This window comes from Brachybacterium atlanticum, assembly GCF_025669985.1.
GTDB lineage: Bacteria > Actinomycetota > Actinomycetes > Actinomycetales > Dermabacteraceae > Brachybacterium > Brachybacterium conglomeratum.
On the sequence record NZ_JAKJJW010000035.1, the window covers coordinates 1 to 25,235 of the forward strand.

General features: G+C 71.7%; 20 protein-coding genes and 1 pseudogene. 16 read left to right on the forward strand and 5 right to left on the reverse strand.

Translation table 11 applies throughout. From position 1 onward, the window contains the following. Positions 1-213: 213 nt before the first annotated feature. Positions 214-1,908: a glucose-6-phosphate isomerase gene (pgi, locus tag L3K22_RS14005; protein WP_263311927.1), complete on the reverse strand. Its 1,695-nt coding sequence runs from the start codon at positions 1,906-1,908 to the stop codon at positions 214-216. A gap of 210 nt (positions 1,909-2,118) precedes the next feature. On the opposite strand from pgi, the gene L3K22_RS14010 reads away from it, so the two are divergent. The 7 genes from L3K22_RS14010 (at position 2,119) to L3K22_RS14040 (ending at position 10,907) form a co-directional block, all read left to right on the forward strand. Further along, a complete protein-coding gene (locus L3K22_RS14010) occupies positions 2,119-3,774 on the forward strand; it encodes a peptide ABC transporter substrate-binding protein (RefSeq protein ID WP_263311928.1) in 1,656 nt (551 codons plus the stop codon). A gap of 122 nt (positions 3,775-3,896) precedes the next feature. Further along, positions 3,897-4,826, forward strand: coding sequence for an ABC transporter permease (locus L3K22_RS14015; RefSeq protein ID WP_263311929.1), 930 nt, complete (start codon positions 3,897-3,899; stop codon positions 4,824-4,826). Continuing rightward, a complete protein-coding gene (locus L3K22_RS14020) occupies positions 4,816-5,772 on the forward strand; it encodes an ABC transporter permease (protein ID WP_010551448.1) in 957 nt (318 codons plus the stop codon). Before L3K22_RS14015 ends, L3K22_RS14020 begins: the two co-directional genes overlap by 11 nt. Next, complete coding sequence (locus L3K22_RS14025) at positions 5,769-7,664, forward strand: dipeptide ABC transporter ATP-binding protein (protein ID WP_263311930.1); 1,896 nt, start codon at positions 5,769-5,771, stop codon at positions 7,662-7,664. Before L3K22_RS14020 ends, L3K22_RS14025 begins: the two co-directional genes overlap by 4 nt. A 289-nt stretch (positions 7,665-7,953) precedes the next feature. After that, positions 7,954-9,876, forward strand: a complete 1,923-nt coding sequence (typA, locus tag L3K22_RS14030; RefSeq protein WP_263311931.1) for a translational GTPase TypA — start codon at positions 7,954-7,956, stop codon at positions 9,874-9,876. 4 nt (positions 9,877-9,880) lie between these two features. Continuing rightward, on the forward strand, positions 9,881-10,321 hold the full coding sequence (locus L3K22_RS14035; RefSeq protein WP_263311932.1) for a hypothetical protein: 441 nt from the start codon (positions 9,881-9,883) through the stop codon (positions 10,319-10,321). A 4-nt stretch (positions 10,322-10,325) separates the two neighbouring features. Beyond that, positions 10,326-10,907: a CDP-alcohol phosphatidyltransferase family protein gene (locus tag L3K22_RS14040; protein ID WP_263311933.1), complete on the forward strand. Its 582-nt coding sequence runs from the start codon at positions 10,326-10,328 to the stop codon at positions 10,905-10,907. Here the strand turns inward: L3K22_RS14040 and L3K22_RS14045 are convergent. After that, positions 10,846-11,118 carry a putative acetyltransferase gene (locus tag L3K22_RS14045; protein ID WP_010551453.1) on the reverse strand — a complete coding sequence of 91 codons (273 nt, stop codon included), beginning with the start codon at positions 11,116-11,118 and terminating at the stop codon, positions 10,846-10,848. The genes L3K22_RS14040 and L3K22_RS14045 overlap by 62 nt on opposite strands. 156 nt (positions 11,119-11,274) lie before the next feature. Here L3K22_RS14045 and fdxA point away from each other — a divergent pair, with 156 nt between their 5' ends. From fdxA to pflA, 6 genes and pseudogenes are all read left to right on the forward strand, one after another. Beyond that, entirely contained in the window at positions 11,275-11,604 is a 330-nt protein-coding gene (fdxA, locus tag L3K22_RS14050; RefSeq protein WP_010551454.1) for a ferredoxin, read from the forward strand. 3 nt (positions 11,605-11,607) lie between these two features. After that, a complete protein-coding gene (gene dapC, locus L3K22_RS14055; protein ID WP_263311934.1) occupies positions 11,608-12,783 on the forward strand; it encodes a succinyldiaminopimelate transaminase in 1,176 nt (391 codons plus the stop codon). A gap of 51 nt (positions 12,784-12,834) precedes the next feature. Then, positions 12,835-14,190 carry a citrate synthase gene (locus tag L3K22_RS14060; RefSeq protein ID WP_082835302.1) on the forward strand — a complete coding sequence of 452 codons (1,356 nt, stop codon included), beginning with the start codon at positions 12,835-12,837 and terminating at the stop codon, positions 14,188-14,190. Between the two features lie 303 nt (positions 14,191-14,493). Then, positions 14,494-16,608 carry a pyruvate formate lyase family protein gene (locus tag L3K22_RS14065; RefSeq protein WP_263311935.1) on the forward strand — a complete coding sequence of 705 codons (2,115 nt, stop codon included), beginning with the start codon at positions 14,494-14,496 and terminating at the stop codon, positions 16,606-16,608. Between the two features lie 182 nt (positions 16,609-16,790). Further along, positions 16,791-16,970, forward strand: a pseudogene (locus tag L3K22_RS14070) (glycine radical domain-containing protein); the annotation flags it as partial. 76 nt (positions 16,971-17,046) lie between these two features. Then, positions 17,047-17,898 (forward strand): pyruvate formate-lyase-activating protein, encoded by an 852-nt coding sequence (pflA, locus tag L3K22_RS14075; protein WP_263311936.1) that lies wholly within the window; start codon positions 17,047-17,049, stop codon positions 17,896-17,898. 60 nt (positions 17,899-17,958) lie between these two features. On the opposite strand, the gene L3K22_RS14080 is transcribed toward pflA, so the two are convergent. Continuing rightward, a complete protein-coding gene (locus L3K22_RS14080; RefSeq protein ID WP_263311937.1) occupies positions 17,959-18,906 on the reverse strand; it encodes a hypothetical protein in 948 nt (315 codons plus the stop codon). A 33-nt stretch (positions 18,907-18,939) separates the two neighbouring features. Further along, positions 18,940-19,923 (reverse strand): 2,3,4,5-tetrahydropyridine-2,6-dicarboxylate N-succinyltransferase, encoded by a 984-nt coding sequence (gene dapD, locus L3K22_RS14085; protein WP_263311938.1) that lies wholly within the window; start codon positions 19,921-19,923, stop codon positions 18,940-18,942. A gap of 437 nt (positions 19,924-20,360) precedes the next feature. Here dapD and L3K22_RS14090 point away from each other — a divergent pair, with 437 nt between their 5' ends. Continuing rightward, entirely contained in the window at positions 20,361-21,335 is a 975-nt protein-coding gene (locus L3K22_RS14090; RefSeq protein ID WP_263311939.1) for an MFS transporter, read from the forward strand. 34 nt (positions 21,336-21,369) lie between these two features. On the opposite strand, the gene L3K22_RS14095 is transcribed toward L3K22_RS14090, so the two are convergent. Next, the gene (locus tag L3K22_RS14095; protein ID WP_263311940.1) at positions 21,370-22,266 is read right to left on the reverse strand and encodes a hypothetical protein; all 897 of its coding nucleotides are present in this window, start codon (positions 22,264-22,266) and stop codon (positions 21,370-21,372) included. Positions 22,267-22,330: 64 nt separating this feature from the next. Here L3K22_RS14095 and L3K22_RS14100 point away from each other — a divergent pair, with 64 nt between their 5' ends. Together L3K22_RS14100 and dapE are read left to right on the forward strand one after the other, a co-directional pair. Beyond that, entirely contained in the window at positions 22,331-24,091 is a 1,761-nt protein-coding gene (locus L3K22_RS14100) for an FAD/NAD(P)-binding protein (RefSeq protein ID WP_263311941.1), read from the forward strand. A 31-nt stretch (positions 24,092-24,122) separates the two neighbouring features. Further along, positions 24,123-25,229 (forward strand): succinyl-diaminopimelate desuccinylase, encoded by a 1,107-nt coding sequence (dapE, locus tag L3K22_RS14105; protein WP_263311942.1) that lies wholly within the window; start codon positions 24,123-24,125, stop codon positions 25,227-25,229. The last annotated feature ends 6 nt before the right edge of the window (positions 25,230-25,235 follow it).

Sequence of the window (25,235 nt, forward strand, 5' to 3'; positions counted from 1 at the left end):
TCGCAATCCTGCGCCTACCGCTCATCGCTCCTCCAGATCATCACCACCGATGCAGTGATCATCTGAAACCGCCATATGGGCGGGCACCCGGCTATAGCGCCAGTGAACACATGGGCCCCGGCGGCGGACCCCAGGCGGGGCGTGGCCGGTGGGCGGGGCGGCATGGACCGTGGGGGGCCGGCGCGGCGGGCGTCGGCCCCGCAGGGAGGGCGCTCAGCCCTCGCGGTGCTCGCGGTAGTAGCGGATCAGGCCCGAGGTCGAGGCGTCCTCCGCGGAGATCTTCTCCTCGTCGCCGGCGACGGCGCCGGCGAGGTCCTTCGCCAGCTGCTTGCCGAGCTCCACGCCCCACTGGTCGAAGGAGTTGATGCCCCACACGACGCCCTGCACGAAGGTGATGTGCTCGTACAGCGCGATCAGCTGGCCCAGCACCGACGGGGTCAGCTTCGGGGCCATGATCGAGGTGGTGGGTCGGTCTCCGGAGAACTCGCGGGCGGCGACGAGCGCGCCCTCGGTCCCTTCGGCGCGGACCTCCTCGGCGGTCTTGCCGAAGGCGAGCGCCTTGGTCTGGGCGAAGAAGTTCGCCAGGAACAGCTCGTGGACGTCCTGCTCCCCGTCGACCAGCGCGTGGTCCGGGGTGGCGAAGGCGATGAAGTCCGCCGGGATCACGCGGGTGCCCTGGTGGATCAGCTGGTAGAAGGCGTGCTGGCCGTTGGTGCCGGGCTCGCCCCAGAAGACCTCGCCGGTCTCGGTGGTCGCCAGCGAGCCGTCCCAGCGCACGCCCTTGCCGTTGGACTCCATGGTGAGCTGCTGGAGGTAGGCCGGGAAGCGGTGGAGGTACTGGGAGTAGGGGAGGACCGCGTGGGTCTCCGCCTCCAGGAAGTTCACGTTCCAGATGTTCAGCAGGCCCATCAGCAGCGGCACGTTCTGCTCCGCGGGCGCGGTGGCGAAGTGCTCGTCCATCGCGTGGAAGCCGGCCAGGAACTCCTCGAACACGTCCGGGCCCAGCACGGTGGCGAGCACGGTGCCGATCGCGGAGTCGACGCTGTAGCGGCCGCCCACCCAGTTCCAGAAGCCGAAGGCGTTCCGGGGATCGATCCCGAACTCCTCGACCTTGTCCAGCGCGGTGGAGACGGCCACGAAGTGCTTCGCGACGGCCTCCTTCTCCTGCTCTGCGGTCAGGCCCGCGCTCTCGCGCAGCCCCTCGAGCAGCCAGCTGCGCACCAGGCGCGCGTTGGTGAGGGTCTCCAGGGTGGTGAAGGTCTTCGAGGCGACGATGACGAGGGTCGTCTCGGGGTCGAGGCCGCGCGTGGTCTGGTACGCGTCGGTGGGGTCGATGTTGGACAGGAAGCGCGCCTCGAGGCCGTCCTGGGCGAGGGGCTTCAGCGCCTCGTACACCATGACGGGGCCGAGGTCGCTGCCGCCGATGCCGATGTTCACGACGGTCTCGATGCGCTTGCCGGTCACGCCGGTCCACTCGCCGGAGCGGACCTTCTCGGCGAACTCGTAGACGCGGTGGAGCGTGCCGCGCACGTCCTCGTCGATGTTCTGCCCGTCCACGGCCAGGGCGGGGGAGGAGCCGGCGGGGCGGCGCAGCGCGGTGTGCAGCACGGCGCGGTCCTCGGTGGTGTTGATGTGGGCGCCGGCGTACATCGCGTCGCGGCGCTCCTCGACCCCGACCTCGCGGGCCAGCTTCAGCAGCAGGCGCATGGTCTCGGGGGTGATGAGGTTCTTCGAGAGGTCGACGTGGAGGTCGGCGGCGTCGTGCGTGAAGCGGGCGGCGCGCTCGGGATCCGCGGCGAACCATTCGCGCAGGGAGCCCTCGAGCGCGAGGTCGTGCGCCTCGAGCTCGGCCCAGGCCTCGGTCGTGGTGGGGTCGACAGGAGCAGTGGTGGGATCGGAAGAAGTCATATGGCCATTCAACACCCAGGCACGCTGGGAGGGGACTTCCTGCCACGGGTTCCGCCCCTGGTCCGTCCCGGGTCCGCTCATGGTTGAAAAATCGCCGAGACCGAAGCGTTACCGACAGATGGAATGCAGTTGACATCTGAGGGTGCAGACTAGGTGCGGTACCGCACAACGATGGTGCGGATCACGATCTCTAGCCATCCAGGAGAACCCATGGCCATCTCGCGCCGATCCATGATGCTGGGCACCGCCGCCGGAGGCGCGGCCGCCCTCACCCTCGCCGCCTGCGGGGGAGACGACGGCGGCGCCGGAGCCGGCGGCAGCGATGCCGGTGGCAGCACCGGAGAGCCGATCTACGCGAACACCACCGAGCCCGAGAACCCCCTGCTGCCCGCCAACACCGGCGAGGTCGGCGGCGGCCGCATCATCACGATGATCTTCGCGGGCCTGGTCTACTACAAGGCCGACGGCAGCATCGAGAACGACATCGCGGAGTCGATCGAGTCCGAGGACAACCAGAACTGGACCATCACGATCCGTTCGGGCCTGACCTACTCCGACGGCTCCACCCCGATCACCGCGCAGGACTTCGTCGACGCCTGGAACTACGGCGCGAACGCAGCCAACGCCCAGATCGGCCAGTACTTCTTCGAGCCCTTCGAGGGCTACGAGGAGCTCTCCGCCGAGGACGTCGCCCCCGACGCGACCCTCTCCGGCCTCGAGGTCGTCGACGAGACCACCTTCACCGCACGCCTGGTCTCCCCGCAGTCGGACTTCCCGACCCGCCTGGGCTACTCGGCCTACATGCCGATGCCGCCCTCGGCCTTCGACGACATGGAGGCCTACGGCGAGGCGCCGCTGGCGAACGGCCCCTACAAGCTCGAGACCTGGACCCACGACCAGGAGCTGGTGCTGGTCCCCAACGAGTCCTACGACGGTCCCCGCGCCCCGAAGAACTCCGGCATCACCTTCACGGTCTACCAGGACCCGGAGACGATGTACCTCGACCTGCAGTCGGACAACGTCGACGTCGTCGACCAGCTGCCCGGCTCGGCGCTCGCGACCTTCGAGGACGACCTCGGCGAGCGGGCCGTCAACGCCCCCGGCGCCGTGTTCCAGTCGATCACCCTGCCCGGCTACGACCCGAACTTCGAGGGCGAGGCCGGCGCGATCCGTCGCAAGGCGATCTCGCGGGCGATCGATCGCCAGTCGATCTGCGACAACCTCTTCTTCGGCACCCGCACCCCGGCCACGGACTTCGTCTCCCCGGTGATCCCCGGCGGCGGCGCGACCGACATCCCCGGCGCCGAGGTGCTCGAGTTCGACGAGGCCGAGGCGAAGAAGCTGTGGGAGGAGGCCGAGGCGATCACCCCGTTCAAGGGCCCGCTCACCCTCGCCTACAACGCCGACGGTCCGCACGCGGACTGGGTCGAGGCGGTCTGCAACTCGCTCGCCAACGTGCTCGGCATCGAGGCGAAGCCCACGCCGTTCCCGGCCTTCGGCGAGATGCGCGAGCAGATCCGCGCGCGTGACCTCCTGGGCACCTGGCGCTCCGGCTGGCAGGCGGACTACCCGTCGGCCTACAACTTCCTCGGCCCGCTCTACGGCTCCTCCGCGGCCGACGGCAACGGCTCCAACGACGGCGACTACAAGAACCCCGAGTTCGACCAGCTCCTGGCCGACGGCCTCGCCGCCGAGACCGAGGAGGACGCCATCAAGATCTGGAAGGAGGCGGAGGCCCTGCTCATGCGCGACCTCCCCGTCCTCCCGCTCTGGTACCAGAACACCATCGGCGGCTACTCGACGCTCGTCTCCGACGTGGAGTACGGCTGGGACACCGTGCCGCTGTACCACAACATCACCAAGTGATCTGCTGATCTCCCCGTGACAGCGGGAACCGGCTGCGTCCGGTTCCCGCTGTTCCACGCCCGGCCCCCGGCCGGGCAGTTCCACCGGGCCGCGAGGCCCCTCCTCCATCGAAAGGGAACGACGTGCTCTGGTACATCGGGCGGCGACTGCTGCAGATGATCCCCGTCTTCCTCGGCGCCACCCTGATCGTCTACCTGCTGGCGTTCTACACCTCGGGTGACCCGATCCTCGCCCTGGCGGGCGACAAGCCGATCTCCCCGGCGGTCGCGCAGCAGCTGCGCGAGCAGTACAACCTCGACCAGCACGTGCTGGTCCAGTGGCTGCTCTACCTCAAGAGCGTGCTGACCTTCGACCTCGGCGTCGGATTCAACGGCCGCCCCCTGTGGGACCAGATCGCCGCGGCCTTCCCGACCACGTTCCGCCTCGCGATCATCGCCGTGATCGTCGAGACGATCTTCGGTGTCGCCGCCGGCGTGATCTCGGGCCTGCGCAAGGGCAAGCTGATCGACACCACGCTGCTGATGCTCTCGCTGCTGCTGATCGCCACGCCCACCTTCGTGCTGGGCTTCCTCGCGCAGTTCGTCTTCGGCCTGCAGCTGGGGATCGCCCCGATCAACGTGGGCCGCGACCCCTCCTGGCAGAACCTGATGCTGCCCGGCTTCGTGCTCGGCGGCGTCTCCTTCGCCTACGTGCTGCGCCTGACCCGCACCTCGATCGCGGAGACGGCGGGCGCCGACCACGTGCGCACCGCGACCGCGAAGGGCCTCTCCCGCGGCGGCGTGGTCTCCAAGCACGTCCTGCGCAACTCCCTGATCCCCGTGGTCACCTTCATCGGCGCGGACCTGGGCGCCCTGATGGGCGGCGCGATCGTCACCGAGCGCGTCTTCAACGTCCCGGGCATCGGCACGCTGCTGTTCAACTCGATCAACGCGGGCGAGGCCCCGATGATCGTGTCGCTGGTGACGCTGCTGGTGATCATCTTCCTGCTCTCCAACCTCGTCGTGGACCTGCTCTACGGCGTGCTCGACCCGAGGATCCGCTATGCGAAGTGATGCTCAGAACTCCCGCCGGCCCCGCACGGAGCACTGGGTCGCGCCGCTCGCGGAGACCCCGCTGCAGGAGGTCGACGCGGTCGACACCTCCGGCACCCCGCGCTCCCTGTGGGCCGAGGCCGGGCGCAGCCTGGTCCGCAACCCCGTGTTCGTGATCTCCGCGCTGCTGATCCTGTTCGTGCTCTTCGTCGCCGCCTTCCCGCAGGTGTTCACCTCGCAGGACCCGGGCTTCGGCGACCTCGGCCGCGCCAACCAGCCGCCCGGTCCCGAGCACCCCTTCGGCACCTCCCGCCAGGGCTACGACATCATGGCCCGCACCTTCTGGGGTGCCCGCACCTCGGTGATCATCGGCTTCTTCGCCATGGTCGGCTCGACCCTCATCGGCGGCACGATCGGCGCGCTCGCCGGCTACATCGGCGGCTGGTTCGACGAGGTCATCTCCCGCGTCACCGACATCTTCTTCGCGGTGCCGATGATCCTCGGCGCGATCGTGGTCGCGACCCGCGTGGGCGAGATGAGCATGTGGACCGTGATCGTGGTGCTGAGCATCTTCGGCTGGACCAACGTCGCTCGCATCATGCGCGGCGCCGTGATCTCCACGAAGAGCCAGGACTACGTCACCTCCTCGGTGGCGCTCGGCGCCTCGAGCGGCACCGTGCTGCTGAAGCACGTGATCCCCAACGCGATCGCCCCGGTGATCGTCACCGCGACCGTCAACCTCGGCGTGTTCATCGTCGCCGAGGCGACGCTGTCCTTCCTCGGCGTGGGCCTGCCCACCTCCGCCGTCTCCTGGGGCGGGGACATCTCCGACGCCCGTGACGCGCTGCGCACGCAGCCGTCCATGCTGTTCTACCCGTCCCTGGCGCTGGCGATCACCGTGCTGAGCTTCATCATGCTCGGCGACGCGGTGCGCGACGCACTGGACCCGAAGGCGAGGAAGCGATGACCACGACCTCCGTGAACCCCACCCCGTCCGCCTCCCCGGCCGGCTCCGCGCAGCCGCTGCTGGAGATCAAGGACCTCGAGATCACGTTCACCACCTCGAGCGGACCGGTCAAGGGCGTGCGCAATGCGAACCTCGAGGTGTACCCCGGGGAGACCGTCGCGATCGTGGGCGAGTCCGGCTCGGGCAAGTCCACGACCGCCATGGCGATCGCGCACCTGCTGGCCAAGAACGGCTCGATCACCGGCGGGCAGATCCTCTTCGAGGGCCGCGACATCACCCACGTCTCCGAGAAGGAGATCCGGGTGCTGCGCGGCGACCAGGTGGGCCTGGTCCCGCAGGACCCGATGAGCAACCTCAACCCCATGTGGAAGGTCGGTGCCCAGATCCGCGAGACCCTCGCGGCCAACGGCGTCGCCAAGGGCGCCGAGGCGAGGAAGCGCACCGTCCAGCTGCTCGAGGAGGCGGGGCTCTCCGACGCGGAGCGCCGCGCCGAGCAGTTCCCGCACGAGTTCTCCGGCGGCATGAAGCAGCGCGCCCTGATCGCGATGGGCCTGGCCGCCCGGCCGAAGCTGCTGGTGGCCGACGAGCCCACCAGCGCCCTGGACGTCACCGTCCAGCAGCAGATCCTCGACCACCTCGACCACCTCACCGGTGAGCTCGGCGTGGCGGTGCTGCTGATCACCCACGACCTGGGCCTGGCCGCCGAGCGCGCCCAGCACTTGGTGGTGATGTACAAGGGACAGGTCGTCGAGTCCGGTCCTGCGCTGCAGCTGCTGCAGGACCCGCAGCACCCGTACACCCAGCGGCTCATCAGCGCCGCGCCGTCGCTCGCCTCGCGGCGCCTGGTCTCCTCCTCCCAGCGCGCGGAGATCCGGGAGCAGGCGCAGGAGAACACGCCGGTGCACGCCGAGGACCGCCTCACCTCCCCGGCGCCGGTGTCCGACACGATGGCGCCCGAGTTCGGCTACGCCGAGCCGGACGCCGACGCGGTGATCGAGGTGCAGAGCCTGACGAAGTCCTTCCCGATCCGCGGGAAGGTGCCGTGGAGGTCGACCCCGTTCCTCGCGGTCGACGAGGTCTCCTTCGCGCTGCGTCGCGGCACCACCACGGCGATCGTGGGGGAGTCCGGCTCGGGCAAGTCCACCGTCGCCCAAATGGTGCTGAAGCTGCTCGAGCCCACCTCGGGCCGGGTGCTCTTCGAGGGGGAGGACGTGGCGGACCTGCGGGGCGGCCGGCTGAAAGCGCTGCGCCGTCGCGTGCAGCCGATCTTCCAGAACCCCTACGGCACCCTCGACCCGATGTACTCGATCTTCCGCACGATCGAGGAGCCGATGCGCCTGCACGGCATCGGGGACCCGAAGAGCCGCGAGGCGAAGGTCCGCGACCTGCTGGACAAGGTCGCGCTGCCCGCGGCGATGATGCCTCGCTACCCCAACGAGCTCTCGGGCGGCCAGCGCCAGCGCGTCGCGATCGCCCGTGCGCTCGCGCTGGACCCCGAGGTCGTGATCTGCGACGAGGCCGTCTCGGCGCTGGACGTGCTGGTCCAGGCCCAGGTGCTCGAGCTGCTCAACGACCTGCAGGCCGAGCTGGGGCTGAGCTACCTGTTCATCACCCACGACCTCGCCGTGGTGCGGCAGATCGCGGACCACACCCTCGTGATGGAGAAGGGGAAGGTCGTCGAGCAGGGCACCACCGACGACGTCTTCCACGCCCCGCAGCAGGACTACACCAAGCGCCTGCTCGCCGCGATCCCCGGCGGCTCCATCCCGCTGGCGGGCTCGGAGACGATCGACGTCGAGGCCCCGGAGGATCCGGCCGACGAGACCGGCGGCGAGGGCGACGGTGGCCCGGACGACATCATCGATCCCTTCGCCCAGGCCGGGCACGTCTGAGCCGGTGACCGGGGGCCGATGACGTCGGACCGATGACAGGGGCGAGGCCCGCGCGGAGAGGATCCGTGCGGGCCTCGCCCTCGTCGATCCGAGAGGTGACGCCTCGCCTCGGCCCTCCCCGCCGCGCTCCTCGCCGGGAAGAGCGCGTCGAAGCTCTCATCCCCGCACCCGTCGCAGAACGCCACGGCCCGATAGACTCGGCGCGGCCCTGGAGCGGGTCGCACCCGCCGTGCGACCGGGCGCTGCTCGGTCCACGCCCCGCCGCGCTATCTGAATCGAGCACCTGCGTATGACCATCCAGCACCGCACCGACCTGCGAAACGTCGCCATCGTCGCCCACGTGGACCACGGCAAGACCACCCTGGTCGACGCCATGCTCACCCAGGGCGGAGCCTTCGGCGAGCGTGACAAGCACGACGAGCGGGCGATGGACTCCGGCGAGCTCGAGCGCGAGAAGGGCATCACGATCCTCGCCAAGAACACGGCGATCCGCTACGTCGGCCCCTCGGCCGCGGCGGTCGGCGAGCCCGACGGCATCACCATCAACGTCATCGACACCCCCGGCCACGCCGACTTCGGCGGCGAGGTCGAGCGCGGCCTGTCGATGGTCGACGGCGTCGTGCTGCTGGTGGACTCCTCCGAGGGCCCGCTGCCGCAGACCCGCTTCGTGCTGCGCAAGGCGCTGGCCGCGAAGCTGCCCGTCATCCTCGTGGTCAACAAGGTCGACCGCCCCGACGCCCGCATCGAGGAGGTCGTCGGCGAGGCCACCGACCTGCTGCTGGGCCTGGCCTCCGACCTCGCCGAGGAGGTCGACGACATCGACCTCGACGCGGTCCTCGACGTGCCGGTCGTCTACGCCTCCGGCAAGGCGGGCCGCGCCTCCACCACCCAGCCCGCCGACGGCACCCTCCCCGAGGAGGAGACCGTCGAGCCGCTGTTCAAGACCATCCTGGAGTCGATCCCGGCCCCGAGCTACGACGACGAGGTGCCGCTGCAGGCCCACGTCACCAACCTCGACGCCTCCCCGTTCCTTGGCCGTCTCGCGCTGCTGCGCATCAAGAACGGCGAGCTCACCAAGGGCCAGCAGGTCGCCTGGTGCACCCAGGACGGCACCACGAAGACGGTGAAGATCACCGAGCTGCTGGAGACCAAGGGCCTCTCCCGCGAGCCGATGACCCGCGCCGCCCGCCCGGGCGACATCGTCGCCGTCGCCGGCATCCCGGAGATCATGATCGGCGAGACCCTCGCCGACGTGAACGACCCGCGCCCGCTGCCGCTGATCACCATCGACGACCCCGCGATCTCGATGACCATCGGCATCAACACCTCCCCGCTCGCGGGCAAGAACGGCAAGGGCCACAAGCTCACCGCCCGCCAGGTGAAGGACCGCCTGGACTCCGAGCTGGTCGGCAACGTGTCCCTGAAGGTGCTGCCCACCGAGCGCCCCGACGCCTGGGAGGTGCAGGGCCGCGGCGAGCTGGCCCTGTCGATCCTGGTCGAGCAGATGCGCCGCGAGGGCTTCGAGCTCACCGTCGGCAAGCCGAAGGTCCTCACCCGCGAGATCGACGGCAAGGTCCACGAGCCCGTCGAGCGGATGACCATCGACGTGCCCGACGAGTACCTCGGCACCGTCACCCAGCTGATGGCCTCGCGCAAGGGCCGCATGGAGACCATGAGCAACCACGGCTCGGGCTGGGTGCGCATGGAGTTCATCGTCCCCGCCCGCGGGCTGATCGGGTTCCGCACCCGGTTCATGACCGAGACCCGCGGCAACGGCATCGCCTCCTCCTACGCCGACGGCTTCGAGCCGTGGATGGGCGAGATCGAGTTCCGCGCGACCGGCTCGCTGGTCGCCGACCGCCCCGGGAACGTCACGCCCTTCGCGATGATCAACCTGCAGGAGCGCGGCTCCTTCTTCGTCGAGCCGACCTCGGAGGTGTACGCCGGTCAGGTCGTGGGGGAGAACTCCCGCAACGAGGACATGGACGTGAACATCACCAAGGAGAAGAAGCTGACGAACATGCGCGCCGCGTCGTCGGACTCCTTCGAGAATCTGGTGCCGCCGCGGAAGCTGACCCTCGAGGAGTCCCTCGAGTTCGCCGGCGAGGACGAGTGCGTCGAGGTGACCCCGGAGATCGTGCGCATCCGCAAGGTGATCCTGGACGCGAACGAGCGCCGTCGCGCCCAGTCCAAGGCGAAGTCCGGGAAGTGACGCGGTGACCAGCACGCAGCAGAGGCCGACGACGGTCGACACGACCTCCCTCGCCGCCCGGCTCGGCCAGGCCGCGATGGCGATCGTGCTCGCGATCGTCTCGGTGCTGCTGCTGGTCACCACCCACCGGTTCGAGCTGACCGTGCTCGGCGCCGACCTCCCGGCCGGGCTCCTGTTCGGCGCCGCCTTCCAGGCCGTGGTGTGCCTGTTCCTGTGGTCCGCGACGGGGACCCGCTTCCCGCTCCTGGTGCTCGGCTCGCTGTGGGGGCTGCTGGCCGGGCCCTTCCTCGGCGAGGGCGCGGGCGGGGGAGTGCTCATGCCCGCCGTGATCGCGGAGCAGACGCAGTACTCCGGCTGGATCGTGCAGGGGATCGGGATCCTGATCCCCTTCGCCCTCGCCCTGGTGATCACGGTGGCGGCCCGCGGCCGGTCCCGGGCTCGCTGAGACCGTGAGCGCCGCCGACCGCCCCGACTGGGCGACGATCCCGAACCTCGTCACCCTCGTCCGCCTCGCGCTGCTGCTGCCGGTGTGCCTGCGCCTGGCGGACGGGCCGGACACCCTCGGCGTGGTGCTGCTGCTCGTCTGGGCCTCGACCGACTGGATCGACGGGATGCTCGCCCGCGCCCTGGACCAGACCAGCCGCACCGGCCAGATCATGGACCCGATCGCGGACCGGCTGGGCCTCGTCGCGATCGTGCTGACCCTGGCCCTCGCCGACCTGCTGCCCTGGGCGGCGCTCGCCGTGATCGTCGTCGTCGACGCGGCGATGGCCCTCCTCGCCACGCGGGCCGCGCTCGGCGGGCGGATCTCCGTCTCCTGGCTCGGCAAGATCCGCACCTTCGTGCTGATGGCCTCGGTGTTCCTGCTGGTCGCGGTCGCCGCGTGGGCGCCCTCGCTGGTGCCGGTCGCGCAGGCGCTGGTGTGGGTCGGGGCCGTGCTGCACGTCGGCTCCGGCGTGGACTACATCGTCAGGGCGCGGCGGGCCCCTGCCGCCGCACCGGCGGAGGGGGGACCTCCTTCGCGGCGATGACCAGGGCCCGCGGCACGCGCACCTCGCCGCGCCGCGTCATCACCTGCACCACCGCGTCGTCGACCAGCGTGATCGTGCCCAGCGCATCGGTCATCGACTCGCCGTGCGGGGAGCGCTCGCGGTCGATCGCATAGCGCAGCACTACCCGTCGCCCCTCGGCGAGGAAGGGCGCCCAGCCGGCGCGGACCCGGTGACCCTCGTGCATCGTCATCCGGGCAGGCTATCCCCGGGCCCGTCGATCCGGCGCGGGGGCCGCCGCAGGCAGGTGTGCATCCTGTCACCTCCTGCTCCGGCACGTCCCGGCGGCGCTCCCGGGCGGGGCCGGGATGAGATGATGGAGGGCGCCCCGGACGGAAGGAAGCCGCACATGACGTACGTCATCGCCCTGCCCTGCGTCGACGTGAAGGATCGTGCCTGCGTCGACGAGTGCCCCGTGGACTGCATCTACGAGGGCAACCGGATGCTGTACATCCAGCCCGACGAGTGCGTGGACTGCGGCGCGTGCGAGCCCGTCTGCCCCGTCGAGGCGATCTTCTACGAGGACGACACCCCCGACGAGTGGGCCGACTACTACAAGGCCAACGTCGAGTTCTTCGACGAGCTCGGTGCACCGGGCGGCGCCGCGAAGATGGGCGTGATCGACAAGGACCACCCGCTCGTCGAGGCCCTGCCCCCGCAAGAGAACCCCCTGGCCTGAGCCGTGGCGCCGACGCACTCCGCCGCCCGCCCCGTCGCACGCGAGGGCCTCGCCGCGCGCCTGCCCGCCTTCCCCTGGGACGCGATCGTGCCCGCCCGCGAGCGGGCCGCGCAGCACCCCGACGGGCTCGTCGACCTCTCCGTCGGCACCCCCGTGGACCCGACGCCCGCCACCGTGCAGCAGGCGCTGGCCGACGCGGCCGACAGCCCCGGCTACCCGACCACGGTCGGCACCCCCGCCCTGCGCGAGGCACTGGTGGACTTCGTCCGCCGCCACCGAGCGGCCCCCGCCGCGCTGGGGGTCGACGCGGTGCTGCCCACCGTCGGCTCGAAGGAGCTCGTCGCGCACCTGCCCTTCCAGCTGGGCCTCGGCGCGGGCGACGTGATCGCCTTCCCGCACATCGCCTACCCGACCTACGACATGGGCGCCCGCTTCGTCGGCGCGAGGCCGCTGCCGGTGGACATGGCGCGCATGGCCGCCGAGGGCGACGCCGCGCTGCCGGACCCGTCCGCCGCGAGCAGGATCCGGCTGCTGTGGCTGAACTCCCCCTCGAACCCGACCGGCGAGGTGCTGGCGGCCTCCCAGCTCGCCGCGCTGCTGGCCTGGGCGCGCGAGCGCGGGATCGTCGTCGCCTCCGACGAGTGCTACGCGCTGCTGCCCTGGACCGTGGACGAGGTCCCCTCGATCCTGGACCCGCGGGTGAACGGCGGCTCCCTCGAGGGTCTGCTGTGCGTGTACTCGCTGTCCAAGCAGTCCAACCTCGCCGGCTACCGCGCGGCCCTCGTCGCCGGGGACCCGTCGCTCGTGGCCGAGCTCGTCGCGGTGCGCAAGCAGGCCGGGATGATGCTGCCCGGCCCCGTCCAGGCGGCCTTCGCCGCAGCGCTCGCCGATGACGCGGCCCCCGCCGCGCAGCGGGAGGTCTACCGGGCCCGCAGGGCTCAGCTCGCCCCCGCGCTCGAGTCCGCGGGCGGGACGATCCACGGCTCGCAGGCGGGCCTGTACCTGTGGACCACCTTCGACGAGGACTCGATGGCCACGGTCGACCGCCTCGCAGACCTCGGTGTGCTGGTCGCACCAGGGATGTTCTATGGTGAGGGGGGAGCGCGGTTCGTGCGCGTCGCCCTCACCGCGACCGACGAGCGGATCGCAGCCGCCGCCCAGCGCCTCGAGCGCTCCTGACACCTCCGGCCCCGCGCCGGGACCGATCCGACCACGCACAACGGAGAGCCCATGGATCACGCCACGACGTCTGCCCACCTCACCCTCGGGGAGAAGTCCCTCGACCTTCCGGTCGTCCCTGCCGTGGAGGGCAACTCCGGCATCACGATCGGTCCGCTCCGCAAGGAGACCGGTCAGGTCACCTACGACCCCGGCTTCATGAACACCGCGAACGCGAAGTCCTCGATCACCTACATCGACGGCGATGAGGGCATCCTGCGCTACCGCGGCTACCCCATCGAGCAGCTCGCGGAGAAGTCCAGCTACCTCGAGGTCGCCTACCTCCTGATCAACGGCGAGCTGCCCACCAAGGGCCAGCTCGACAACTTCGAGGCCCAGGTCGAGCGCCGCACCCTGCTCGACGAGCGCTTCAAGCACCTCTTCGACGGCTACCCGCGCGACGCCCACCCGATGGCGGTGCTGCAGGCCGGGGTGTCGGGTCTGTCGACCTTCTACCAGGACTCCCTGGACCCCTTCGACGAGGAGCAGGTGCGGATCTCCTCCGTGCGCCTGCTGGCGAAGATGCCGACGATGGCCGCCTACGCGCACCGCATCGCGCAGGGCCACGCGCTGCTCTACCCCGACAACCGCCTCTCCCTCATCGAGAACTTCCTGCGCCTGACCTTCGGCTTCCCGGTCGAGGAGTTCATCGCGGACCCGGTGATCGTGCGCGCGATGGAGCAGCTGCTGATCCTCCACGCCGACCACGAGCAGAACTGCTCCACCTCCGCGGTGCGCCTGGTCGGCTCCGCGCAGGCGAACCTGTTCACCTCGATCTCCGCCGGCATCGGCGCCCTCTCCGGCCCCGCCCACGGCGGCGCGAACGCCGCCGTGATGGAGATGCTCGACGAGATCCAGGCCCGCGACATGGATCCCCGCGACTTCATGGAGAAGGTGAAGAACAAGGAGGACGGGATCCGCCTGATGGGCTTCGGCCACCGGGTGTACAAGAACTACGATCCCCGCGCCCGCATCGTCAAGAAGATCGCCGACGACGTCCTCGAGCGCCTCGGCGTGCAGGACGAGCGGCTCGAGCTCGCGATGAAGCTCGAGGAGATCGCGCTGAAGGACGACTACTTCGTCGAGCGCAAGCTCTACCCGAACGTCGACTTCTACACCGGCATCATCTACAAGGCCATCGGCTTCCCCACCGAGATGTTCACGGTGCTGTTCGCCATCGGCCGCCTCCCGGGCTGGATCGCCCAGTGGCAGGAGATGATCCACGACCCGGAGACGAAGATCGGCCGCCCGCGCCAGATCTACACCGGCGAGGCCGAGCGCCCGTACACCGCGATGCAGGAACGCACCGGCACCAGCGAGCTGCGCCTCGCGGATTTGAAGGCGGAGATGGACAAGCAGCGCAGCTGAGCGATCCGGCGGGCCGCCAGCCCCGTCCTGAGGAGCCGCGAGGGCCCGTGCGATCACCGATCGTGCGGGCCCTCCGTCATGCCCGGCGGGGCCGTGCCAGGCGCAGCCCCGGCGCGCCCCTCGGACCCTCCGTCGCACCCGGCAGGCCCTTGGTCCCGGCGGCGATGGACCGACGTCCAGCGGCGGGCCGGCTCGGATCGTGCGGGGACCTTCGACCCCGGTCGACGGCGTCGCCGGTACCTAGCGTGGAGTCATCCACGAAGGGCCCCGCACCGCGGGCCCGCGCCGCGAACAGGAGCCGCCATGAGCACCGCGACCACCGACCGTCCCGCCGCCGAGACCGCCCCGGGCGACGCCTGGGCAGGGTTCGCCCCCGGCCCGTGGCAGGAGACGATCGACGTGCGCGACTTCATCCTGCGCAACTACACCCCCTACTCGGGCGACGCCTCCTTCCTCGCCGGCCCCACCGAGAAGACCCTCCGGCTCTGGGACCACCTCGAGCGCACCTACCTCTCGGAGGAGCGCAGGCGGCGCGTCTACGACGTCGACACCGAGACCCCCGCCGACATCGACGCCTTCCCCGCCGGGTACATCAGCGAGGACGACGACGTGATCGTCGGCCTCCAGACCGACGTGCCGCTCAAGCGCGCCATGATGCCCAGCGGCGGCTGGCGCATGGTCGAGACCGCGATCCGGGAGGCGGGCAAGGAGCCCGATCCGCGGATCAAGGAGATCTTCACCAAGCACCGCAAGACCCACAACGACGGCGTCTTCGACATCTACACCCCGCGGATCCGCGCCGCCCGCTCCAGCCACGTCATCACCGGCCTGCCCGACGCCTACGGCCGCGGCCGCATCATCGGCGACTACCGCCGCCTCGCCCTCTACGGCGCGGACTTCCTGATCGCGGAGAAGAAGGCCGCGAAGGACGCCGTCGCGGACCAGGGGTTCTCCGAGCACTGGGCGCGCTATCGGGAGGAGCACGCCGAGCAGATCAAGGCGCTGGCGAAGCTGGTGCGGCTCGGCGAGATCTATGGGCTGGACCTGCGTCGCCCGGCCGCGACCGCCCAGGAGGCCGTGCAGTGGACCTACATGGCCTATCTGGCCTCGGTGAAGAGCCAGGACGGCGCCGCGATGTCCATCGGCCGACTCTCGGGCTTCCTGGACGTGTACATCCAGCGGGACCTCGCCGCCGGCACCCTCACCGAGTCCGAGGCGCAGGAGATCATCGACGCGCTCGTGATCAAGCTGCGCATCGTCCGCTTCCTGCGCACCGTCGACTACGACCAGATCTTCTCCGGCGACCCCTACTGGGCGACCTGGTCCGATGCCGGCTTCGCCGAGGACGGCCGGCCACTGGTCACGAAGACGTCCTTCCGTCTGCTGCAGACCCTGCGGAACCTCGGCCCCGCCCCGGAGCCGAACATCACGATCTTCTGGGACCCGTCCCTGCCGGAGGGCTACAAGGAGTTCTGCTCCGCGATCTCGATCGAGACCTCCTCGATCCAGTACGAGTCCGACGAGCAGATCCGTGAGCGCTGGGGCGACGACGCCGCGATCGCCTGCTGCGTCTCCCCGATGCGGGTGGGCAAGCAGATGCAGTTCTTCGGCGCCCGAGTCAACGCCGGCAAGGCGCTGCTGTACGCGATCAACGGCGGCCGCGACGAGGTCACCGGGAAGCAGGTCACCGAGCCCGGGCTGCACACCCCGATCACGGGCGAGGGCCCGCTGGACTTCGACGAGGTCTGGCAGCGCTACGAGGAGATGCTCGACTGGGTGGTGGGCACCTACGTCGAGGCGCTGAACATCATCCACTACAGCCACGACCGCTACGCCTACGAGTCGATCGAGATGGCGCTGCACGACAGCGAGATCGTGCGCACCATGGGCTGCGGCATCGCGGGCCTGTCGATCGTCGCGGACTCCCTCTCCGCGATCCGCTACGCCACGGTCACCCCGGTGCGGGACGAGACCGGCCTGGTCGTCGACTACGTGACCGAGGGGGAGTTCCCCCGCTACGGCAACGACGACGACCGCGCCGACGACATCGCGGCGACGATCGTGCACACCGTGATGCAGAAGATCAGGGCGATCCCGATGTACCGCGACGCGATCCCGACCCAGTCGGTCCTGACGATCACCTCGAACGTCGTCTACGGCAAGGCGACCGGCTCCTTCCCCTCCGGGCACCGGGCCGGCACCCCCTTCTCCCCGGGCGCGAACCCGGAGAACGGCGCCGACACCCACGGCATGGTCGCCTCCATGCTCTCGGTCGGCAAGCTCGACTACGAGGACGCCCTGGACGGCATCTCGCTGACCAACACGATCACCCCGCAGGGGCTCGGCCGCACCAAGGACGAGCAGGTGACGAACCTGGTCGGGATCCTCGACGCCGGCTTCATGATCGACGACGAGTGAGCCTCGCACCGGCCGGCCGACGCGCCCCGTCGGCCGGCCGGCACCCGGCGGCGCCGCCGGACCAGCCCCTCCACCCCCGAACCTGCACCGCACACCCCGAGGAGACCCCCATGACCACCCCCACCTTCGACCAGCGCCTCGCCTCCATGAAGGCGAGCCGGGCCGCGAACAACGCCGAGACCGGCCTGTTCCACGCCAACATCAACGTGCTGAACAAGGACACCCTCGTCGACGCGATGGAGAACCCGGAGGACTACCCGAACCTCACCGTGCGCGTCTCCGGCTACGCGGTGAACTTCGTGAAGCTCACCCGCGAGCAGCAGCTGGACGTCCTGGACCGCACCTTCCACCAGGGCGCCTGAGCGGCGCGCGGGCGCAGCCGGCGCACAGAGCACACAGAACAGACAGAGCACAGCGAGCACGGGGACGAGAGCGCAGATGACGCAGAGCATCGACCTGCTGGGCCGGCCCGCCCGGAACCGGCGGTCGGGCGCCGGGATCGACGGGATGGCCGAGGCGGAGCTGGACCGCAGCGGCCGCCTCGCCGCGATCCGGGAGGGCCGCCTCGCCTCTGTCCACTCCTGGGAGCTGGTCACCGCGGTCGACGGCCCCGGCACCCGGCTGACGATCTTCTTCGCGGGCTGCCCGCTGCGCTGCGTCTACTGCCACAACCCCGACACCATGGAGATGCGGCGCGGCCAGGACGTCGAGCTCGAGGAGATCGAACGGCTCCTGCGCCGCTACCGCCGCGTGTTCCGCGCGACCGGCGGCGGGATCACCCTCTCCGGCGGCGAGGTGCTCATGCAGCCCGCCTTCGCCCGCAACGTGCTGCGCGCCGCGAAGGCGCTCGGCATCCACACCGCGATCGACACCTCCGGGTATCTCGGCGCGGTCGCGAAGGACGAGCTCCTCGCCGACGTCGACCTCGTGCTGCTGGATGTCAAGAGCGGCGACGAGCCGAGCTACAAGCGCCTCACCGGCCGGGAGCTGCAGCCCACGATCGACTTCGGCGACCGCCTCGCCCGCGCCGGCACCGCGATCTGGATCCGCTTCGTGGTCGTGCCGGAATGGACCGACGCGGCGGAGAACGTCGAGAAGGTCGCGGACATCGTCGAGCGCTGGCAGGACGTGGTCGAGCGCGTCGAGGTGCTGCCCTTCCACAACATGGGCCAGGACAAGTGGGACGCGCTCGGGATGGAATACCGGCTGCGGGACGCGCTGCCGCCGTCCACGGAGGTCGTCGAGCGGGTGCGCGAGCAGTTCCGCGCCCGTGGCCTCACTGTGCACTGAGCCCGAGCGAGCCTCGGACCGGGGCGAGCGCTCAGTGCGCCGGATCCCGATCCGCGGCGCTCAGCGGCCGCTGACCAGCACGACCACCCGCTCGGGATCGCCGCCCTCGGCGCTGCCCCAGGCCCCGGCCTCCTCGCCGTGGGCGGTGCGGTCCCAGACCCGGCCGCGATAGCTGACCTGCACCACCCCGTCGTCGGCCGCACGGGCGACGGCCCAGTTCGCGAGCGACCAGCCCAGCGTCTCGTCGCCGCCCGGGTCGAGCACGAGCGCCGTCGCGCCGGCGCCCTCGGGCACCTGCGGGGCGGCCCCGGCGGCTGAGTCCAGCGACGATGTGACCCGCCCGGACTCCGTCGCGCGGGGGAACTGCCGCGCGAGCTCGCCGCGCAGCTGCTCCGGGGAGGCGGTCGCACCGACCTCGTCCAGGGTGCACAGCAGGTTCGCGCCGGACTGGCCGGTGAGGGCCGAGGCGTACAGCCGACCCTCGGTCTCGTGGTCGCGATACGCCTCGGGATGCCCGGAGCGCTGCACCTGCTGGGCGATGTCGTTGATGTCGGCGCTGGTGTAGTCGGGGTAGGTCTCGAGCACGTCGAAGAAGGCGTTGGAGGCGTAGACCGGGTCCATGATCTGCTCCTCCGTGCCCCAGCCCTGCGAGGGCCGCTGCTGGAACAGGCCCAGCGAGTCCCGGTCGCCGTAGTCGATGTTCTGCAGCTGCGACTCCTGGTACGCGGTCGCCAGCGCGATCGACGCCGCCCGCGGCGGCATGCCCCGATCCACCGCCGTCGCGCTGATCAGCGCCGCGTTCGCGACCCGATCGGTGGTGTAGCGGTGGCTGGTGCCGAGCCCCGAGGCGACGCAGGTGCCCTCGTGGGCGGGGGAGCCGTAGCGCTCCAGGGCGAGATAGCTGCCGCCAGCGATCCCGCCGAAGACCAGCACCATGACCAGAGGGACCGCGAGGTGACGGCCGACGCGGCCGCGTGCGCGGCCGCGCGCACGGGAGCCTGCTGCCACCCTCGCGGTCCTCCGTCCCTCAGATGCTTCGTCTCAGTTGCTGTGCAGGGCGGCGTTGAGCTCGACGGTCTGGCCCGCGCGGGCCACCGCCTGCACCGCACCGGTCAGCGAGTTGCGGCGGAAGAGCAGGTTCGGCACCCCGGAGAGCTCCCGCGCCTTCACCACGTGCGGGCCCTGGGCCTCGGCGCCGGGCTCGCCGAGCAGCTCGACCTTCGTGCCGGCGGTGACGTACAGCCCCGCCTCGACCACGCAGTCGTCCCCGAGGGCGATGCCGATCCCGGCCTCGGCGCCGACGAGGGAGCGCCGACCGATGCTGACGCGCGCGGTGCCGCCGCCGGAGAGGGTGCCCATGGTGGAGGCGCCGCCGCCCACGTCGGAGCCGTCCCCGACCACGACGCCCTGGGAGATGCGGCCCTCGATCATCGAGGCGCCGAGGGTGCCGGCATTGAAGTTCACGAAGCCCTCGTGCATCACGGTGGTGCCCTCGGCGAGATGCGCGCCGAGCCGCACGCGATCCGCGTCGCCGATCCGCACGCCGGTGGGCAGCACGTAGTCGACCATGCGCGGGAACTTGTCGAGGCTGAGCACGGTGGGGGTGCGGCCCGCGGCGATCAGGCGCAGGCGCGTCTCCTCGAAGCCGGCGACCGCGCAGGGCCCCTCGGTGGTCCACACGACGTTGGTGAGCGACCCGAAGAGCCCCTCGAGGTTCTGCTCATTCGGGCGGACCAGGCGGTGGGAGAGGAGGTGGAGGCGCAGGTAGGCGTCTGCCGCATCGGTCGGGGCGGCCGTCAGGTCGATCGTGCGGACCACGACCTCCTGGGTGGTGCCGCGCACCTCGTCGGCCCGTGCGGCGGCGGCCAGCTGCGCGTGGAGGGGATGGCCGGCGGGGTCAGCAGGAGCCTCGCCGAGCTGCGGCGAGGGGTACCATGCGTCGAGGACGGAACCGTCGGCCCCGAGTGTCGTGAGCGCGATGCCCCAGGCGGCGGTGACGGTGGACTCGGATGTCGAGGAATTCATGGGCCGAGTGTACGAATCCTGACCCAGCAGGGGAGCATGCGCCCGCCCGGGCGCGGCGAAGAGCACACCGCGGGGCACCAGACGCCCCGAGCGGGAGGGACCGCGATGTCCGGGGAACGGTGAGCGAATGACCGACGGCGACGACGCGCACGCGCCCCGCCATGCCCCTCTCCACCGCAACGGCGAGTACCTGCGGTGGCTGCTGGGCGATCTGCTGCTCGACATCGGCACCGGGATCGGCGCCTTCGCCTTCCCGCTGATCACCTTCATGGTCACCCAGTCCCTCGGCACGACGGGGCTGGTCGCCCTGGTGCAGGGGCTCGGCGCGGTCGTCGGCCTGATCCCCGGCGGCCTGCTCGCCGACCGGATCGAGCGCCGCTCCCTGCGTCTGCTCGCCGGGCTCACCGGCGCCCTCGTGCAGCTCGCGCTGGTCGTGGGTGCTGCTGGGCGGCTGGGCCGGTCCCGTGCTGCTGGCCTCGCTCGCCTTCCTGGACCGGCTGCGGGAAACGGCGCTGGGCAGCGCCTCCAACGCCATGCTCAAGCAGATCGTGCCCGTGACGCAGCTGCCGCGGGCCGTGTCGGTGAACCAGGGCCGCGAGGCCGCGGTCGAGATGGCCTCCGGGCCCGTGGGCGGTGCGCTGCTGGGGCTGTCGATCGTGTTCCCTCCGCTCGTGCACCTGCTGGGGAACGTCGGCTCGGTCCTCGCGACGCTGAGCATGCGCGGACGCTACCGGCCGAGGGCCGAGGGCTCCCCGCCCACGAAGGCGGTCGACGACCTCCGCGAGGCCCTCGCCTGGATCCGCACCCAGCCGATCCGGCTGCAGATGCTCGCCGTCTCCTCCGCCGTGAACCTCGGCGCCAACGGGCTGCTGTTCACGGTGATGCTGGACCTCGCGGACCAGGGGGTGCCCGCCTCCCGCATCGGCCTGCTGAACACGGCGCTGGCCGCCTCGATCCTGCTCGGCGCCTTCCTCGCCCCGCGCCTGGTGGACACGGTGCCGACGGGGGCGCTCGCGATCGCGCCCGTCGCCCTGATGACCCTGGTCGGGGTGCTGCTGCCCGTGGCGCCCTCGATGGTGTGGATCGCGCTGTGCTACACCGCGATCGGGATCGGTCTGCCCGCCTTCAACGCCTCCGGGCAGGGGTTCTTCACCCACATCACGCCGGTGGCGATGCAGGGCCGGATCAGCTCGCTGATGCGCCTGGTGTCCCTCGGCGTGATGACCTTCGCGCCCGCGCTCGCCGGCTGGGGCCTCGAGATCGCCGGCAGCACGACCACGCTGCTGCTCTTCGCGGCGGTGCTCGCGCTCGGCGTGGTGATCGGTCTGCTCGCCCGTGACCTGCGCCGCCTGCCCGTCTCCTCCCGCTGGGAGCGCCACGCCCGGGAGAGGGGCTACTCCGTCCCGGAATGAGGGGACGAGGTGGCCTCCCCGACCGCACCTCGGCTCACCCCGCCGGCGGCTCCTCGGCCTGCGACACCGGTCCGAACCACTCGGCCGCCCGGCCCCGCCGAGCCCTCCGCTCCCGGCGCCGCCCGCGCAGGTACACCGCCGCGGTCGCGGCGACCAGGGCGATGACCCCGCCGATCAGCAGCGCCGGCGCCTGCTCGGCCGCGACGATCTCGGCGCGCAGCATGAGCGAGAGCAGCAGCACCGCGGCACCGGCGACGATCGCGAGGACGCCCGCGCCGAGCAGGAGCGCCGGGCCCAGGGACCCGAGGATCACCGGCCCCGCGGACTCGCCCTGCAGCGGCCTGCGCAGCGGCAGCCCGCGCCCCAGCTGACCGGGACGGGAGACCGCCCAGTCCAGCAGCGCCCGGTCCCGGCGGCGCGTCGCGACCGCGCCGACGACCGCGGCGAGCACGAGGCACAGCAGCATCCCGCCGAGCAGCGGACCCGACTCCGCCGCCAGGTGCCAGGTGAGATCCGCGGCCTCCAGGCTCCGCAGCACGGTGAGCACCACGCAGACGAGCGCGCCGAGCAGCAGCGCCCCCTCGAGGAGACGCAGCGGGAGCTGCCTGGCCGCCCGCTCCGCCTCGGCCGCGGCGCCGACCTCGTCCGCGACCGGGTCCGCGCCCTCCTCGAGCACCACGCGGCGCTCGTCGGCCAGGCGCTCGGCGAACTCCTCGACCGAGCCCGGGGCGCGCAGGGAGGGCGCATAGCGCTCGCGCTGGGCGGCGCTGAGCCAGGCGGTGAGCACCAGCGCATCGGCGGCGGCGCGCTCGCGCGGCAGCAGATCCGCGTTGACCACGGCGCGCAGCCGCGCGGCCTGCCCGAAGAGGACCCCGGTGAAGGGTCCGGAGCTCGTGCGCGGCGGAAGGTGTCTCGGCGACGTCGATGACATGGGTCCATGATCCCAGACGGCGCGCACGGACCGAAGGCTCCGCGCCGCGCCGCATACTGGGGGGATGACCCACGCCGCCGACCCCGTCCGCACCGTCGTCGTCATCGGGGCGGGCCCCCGGGGCACCGCGATCGTGGAGCGGCTGGTCGCGGCGTCGACCACGGAGGAGTGGCAGGGGCCGCTGACCGTGCACCTGGTCGACCCGCTGGTGGGGCGCGGCGGGGCCGTGTGGCGCCATGACCAGCCCGAGGTGCTGCTCATGAACACCACCACCTGCCAGACCACCCTGTACCCGGACGAGTCCTGCCATCCGCTGCTGCCCGTCCCGCACCGCGAGAGCCTCGCCGACCACCTGGCAGGGGAGGGGCTCGGCCCCTCCGACTTCGCCTCCCGCGCCGCGCACGGCCGCTATCTCGCGCACGTGCTCGAGACCGCGCTCGCCGACGCGGACCCCGAGCGGCTGCGGATCGTGCTGCACCCCGCCGAGGCCGTGGACGTCACCGGCCCGGCCGACGGACCCCAGCGGATCCGTCTCTCGGACGGACGGGTGCTGCGCGCCGACGCGGTCGCGCTCGCGCTCGGCCACCTGCCCACCGCGCTCGGCCCCCGCTCCCAGCAGCTCGCCGACGCCGCCGAGCGGCACGGACTGGTCCACCTCGGCCCCGCCAACCCGCTCGAGGTCGACTACGCCGCCCTGCTCGGCCGCGAGGCGGTCGCCGTGCAGGGGATGGGCCTGAACTTCTACGACGCGATCGGGATGCTCACCGCCGCCGCCGGCGGACGCTTCGAGGAGGCCCCGGAGACCGAGGCGGGGCTGCGCTACGTGCCCGGCGGCGCCGAGCCCGTGCTCGTGATCGGCTCCCGCTCCGGCATGGTCTACCGCCCCAAGCCCGACCTGCCCCAGGAGCAGCTGAGCCCCTACCCGCTGCAGGTCCTCACCAGCGAGCGCGTCCTCGAGCTCGCGGTGCGCTCGGCGGGTGTGGACCACGAGGGGGAGGTGATGCCTCTGATGCTCGCCGAGCTGCGCCGTGCCCTGCGCGGGGCCGGGCACGCCGAGCTCGCGAGCGACGAGGCGCTGATCCGCCTGCTGTTCCCCTTCGGCCGCCGCGGCGGGGACAGCGCCGACGCCCACCGTCGCACCCGCGAGGTGCTCGCCTCCGCGCTCACCGCCGCGACCGCGCCCGATCCCGCCTGGGTGCTCGTCCACCGGGTGCTCCTCGCGCTGCGGATGCAGGTCAACCGCCTCATCGACCTCGGCGCGTACACCACCGAGTCGGTGCGCCGCGACATCGACGGCCACCTCCGCAACGCCTTCGCCTCCTGGGCCTCGGGCCCTCCCGTGCTGCGCGCCCGGCAGGTGCTCGCGCTCGAGGAGGCGGGGCTGGTGCGCTTCACCGGCCCGCGCATGCACCTGGACATCGACAAAGAGGCGGGCCGCTTCGCGGTGCGCGGCGGGGACGGGGCCGTGACCCTGTGCGACGGGGTGCTCGAGGCGCATCTGCCGCCCGTGGACCTGCCGGCCTACCGCTCCGCCCTGCTCGGCGCCTGGCGCGAGCGCGGCGAGGCGCAGAAGGACCACTGGGCCTCCCGAGGCTCCCGCCGCCGCATGCTCACCGGCTCCATCGCGGTCGACGGGCTCTACGCCCCGATCGGCACCGACGACACCGTCTACGAGCGGCGCCTGCTCGTGGGAATCCCCGTCTCCACCGCCCAGCCGGGCTCCGCGATCACCGCCGAGCCGGGCACCTCCCCGCAGCTGCTGCGCCATGCCGAGGCGGTCGCGGTGCGCCTCGCCCGCGCCGGGGGAGCGCTCGCCGCGGAATGAGCCGCCATCCGGGCGTGGCACGATGTCGCACATGAGCACGCGCACCGCCCCCGCCCTGGACCCGTCGGCCGACATCGTCGACCTCACCGCCGCGATCGTCGACATCGAGTCGGTCTCCGGGAATGAGAAGGCGCTCGCCGACGCCGTCGAGCAGGCGCTGGCCGCGCACGCCCCGCACCTCGAGGTGCTGCGCGACGGGGACACCGTCATCGCTCGCACCCATCACGGCCGGGACCGTCGCGTGCTGCTGGCCGGCCATCTCGACACCGTCCCGGTCGCCGCGAACCTCCCCTCCTCGAGGCGTCTCCGCGAGGGCCGCGAGGAGCTCGTCGGCCGCGGCAGCTGCGACATGAAGGGCGGGGTCGCGGTGATGCTGAAGCTCGCCGTCGAGGCGGCCGACGCGCCGATGGACCTCACCTGGCTGTTCTACGACCACGAGGAGGTCGCCGCGGCCGACAACTCCCTCACCCGCCTCGCCGCCGAGCACCCCGAACACCTCGAGGCCGACTTCGCGATCCTCGGGGAGCCCACCTCGGCCGGGGTCGAGGGCGGGTGCAAGGGCACCATGAAGCTCGAGGTCACCGCCCGCGGCGTCGCCGCGCACTCCGCCCGCGACTGGGTGGGCGACAACGCGATCCACCACCTCGCCCCGGTGCTCGAGCGGCTCGCCGCCTATGAGGCGCGCCGCGCGGTGATCGACGGGCTCGAGTACCGCGAGTGCCTCAACGCCGTCGCGATCACCGGCGGGATCGCCGGGAACGTCATCCCCGACCGGGCGAGCGCCACCCTGAACTACCGCTTCGCCCCGGACACGAGCGTCGAGCAGGCCGAGGCGCACGTGCGCGAGGTCCTTGCAGGCCTGGACCTCGAGATCGAGGTGACCGACGCGGCGCCCGGCGCGCTGCCGGGCCTGGACACCGCCGCCGCCCGCGACTTCCTCGCCGCGCTCGGGGGAGAGGTCCCGCTGGCCGCGAAGCAGGGCTGGACCGACGTCTCCCGCTTCTCGGCCCTCGGCACTCCGGCGGTGAACTTCGGGCCCGGTGACCCGCTGCTGGCCCACACCGACGACGAGCACGTCCCGGTCGACGATCTCACCCGCGCTCTCGAGGGGCTGCGGCGATACCTGCTCGGGGCCTGAGCCCGG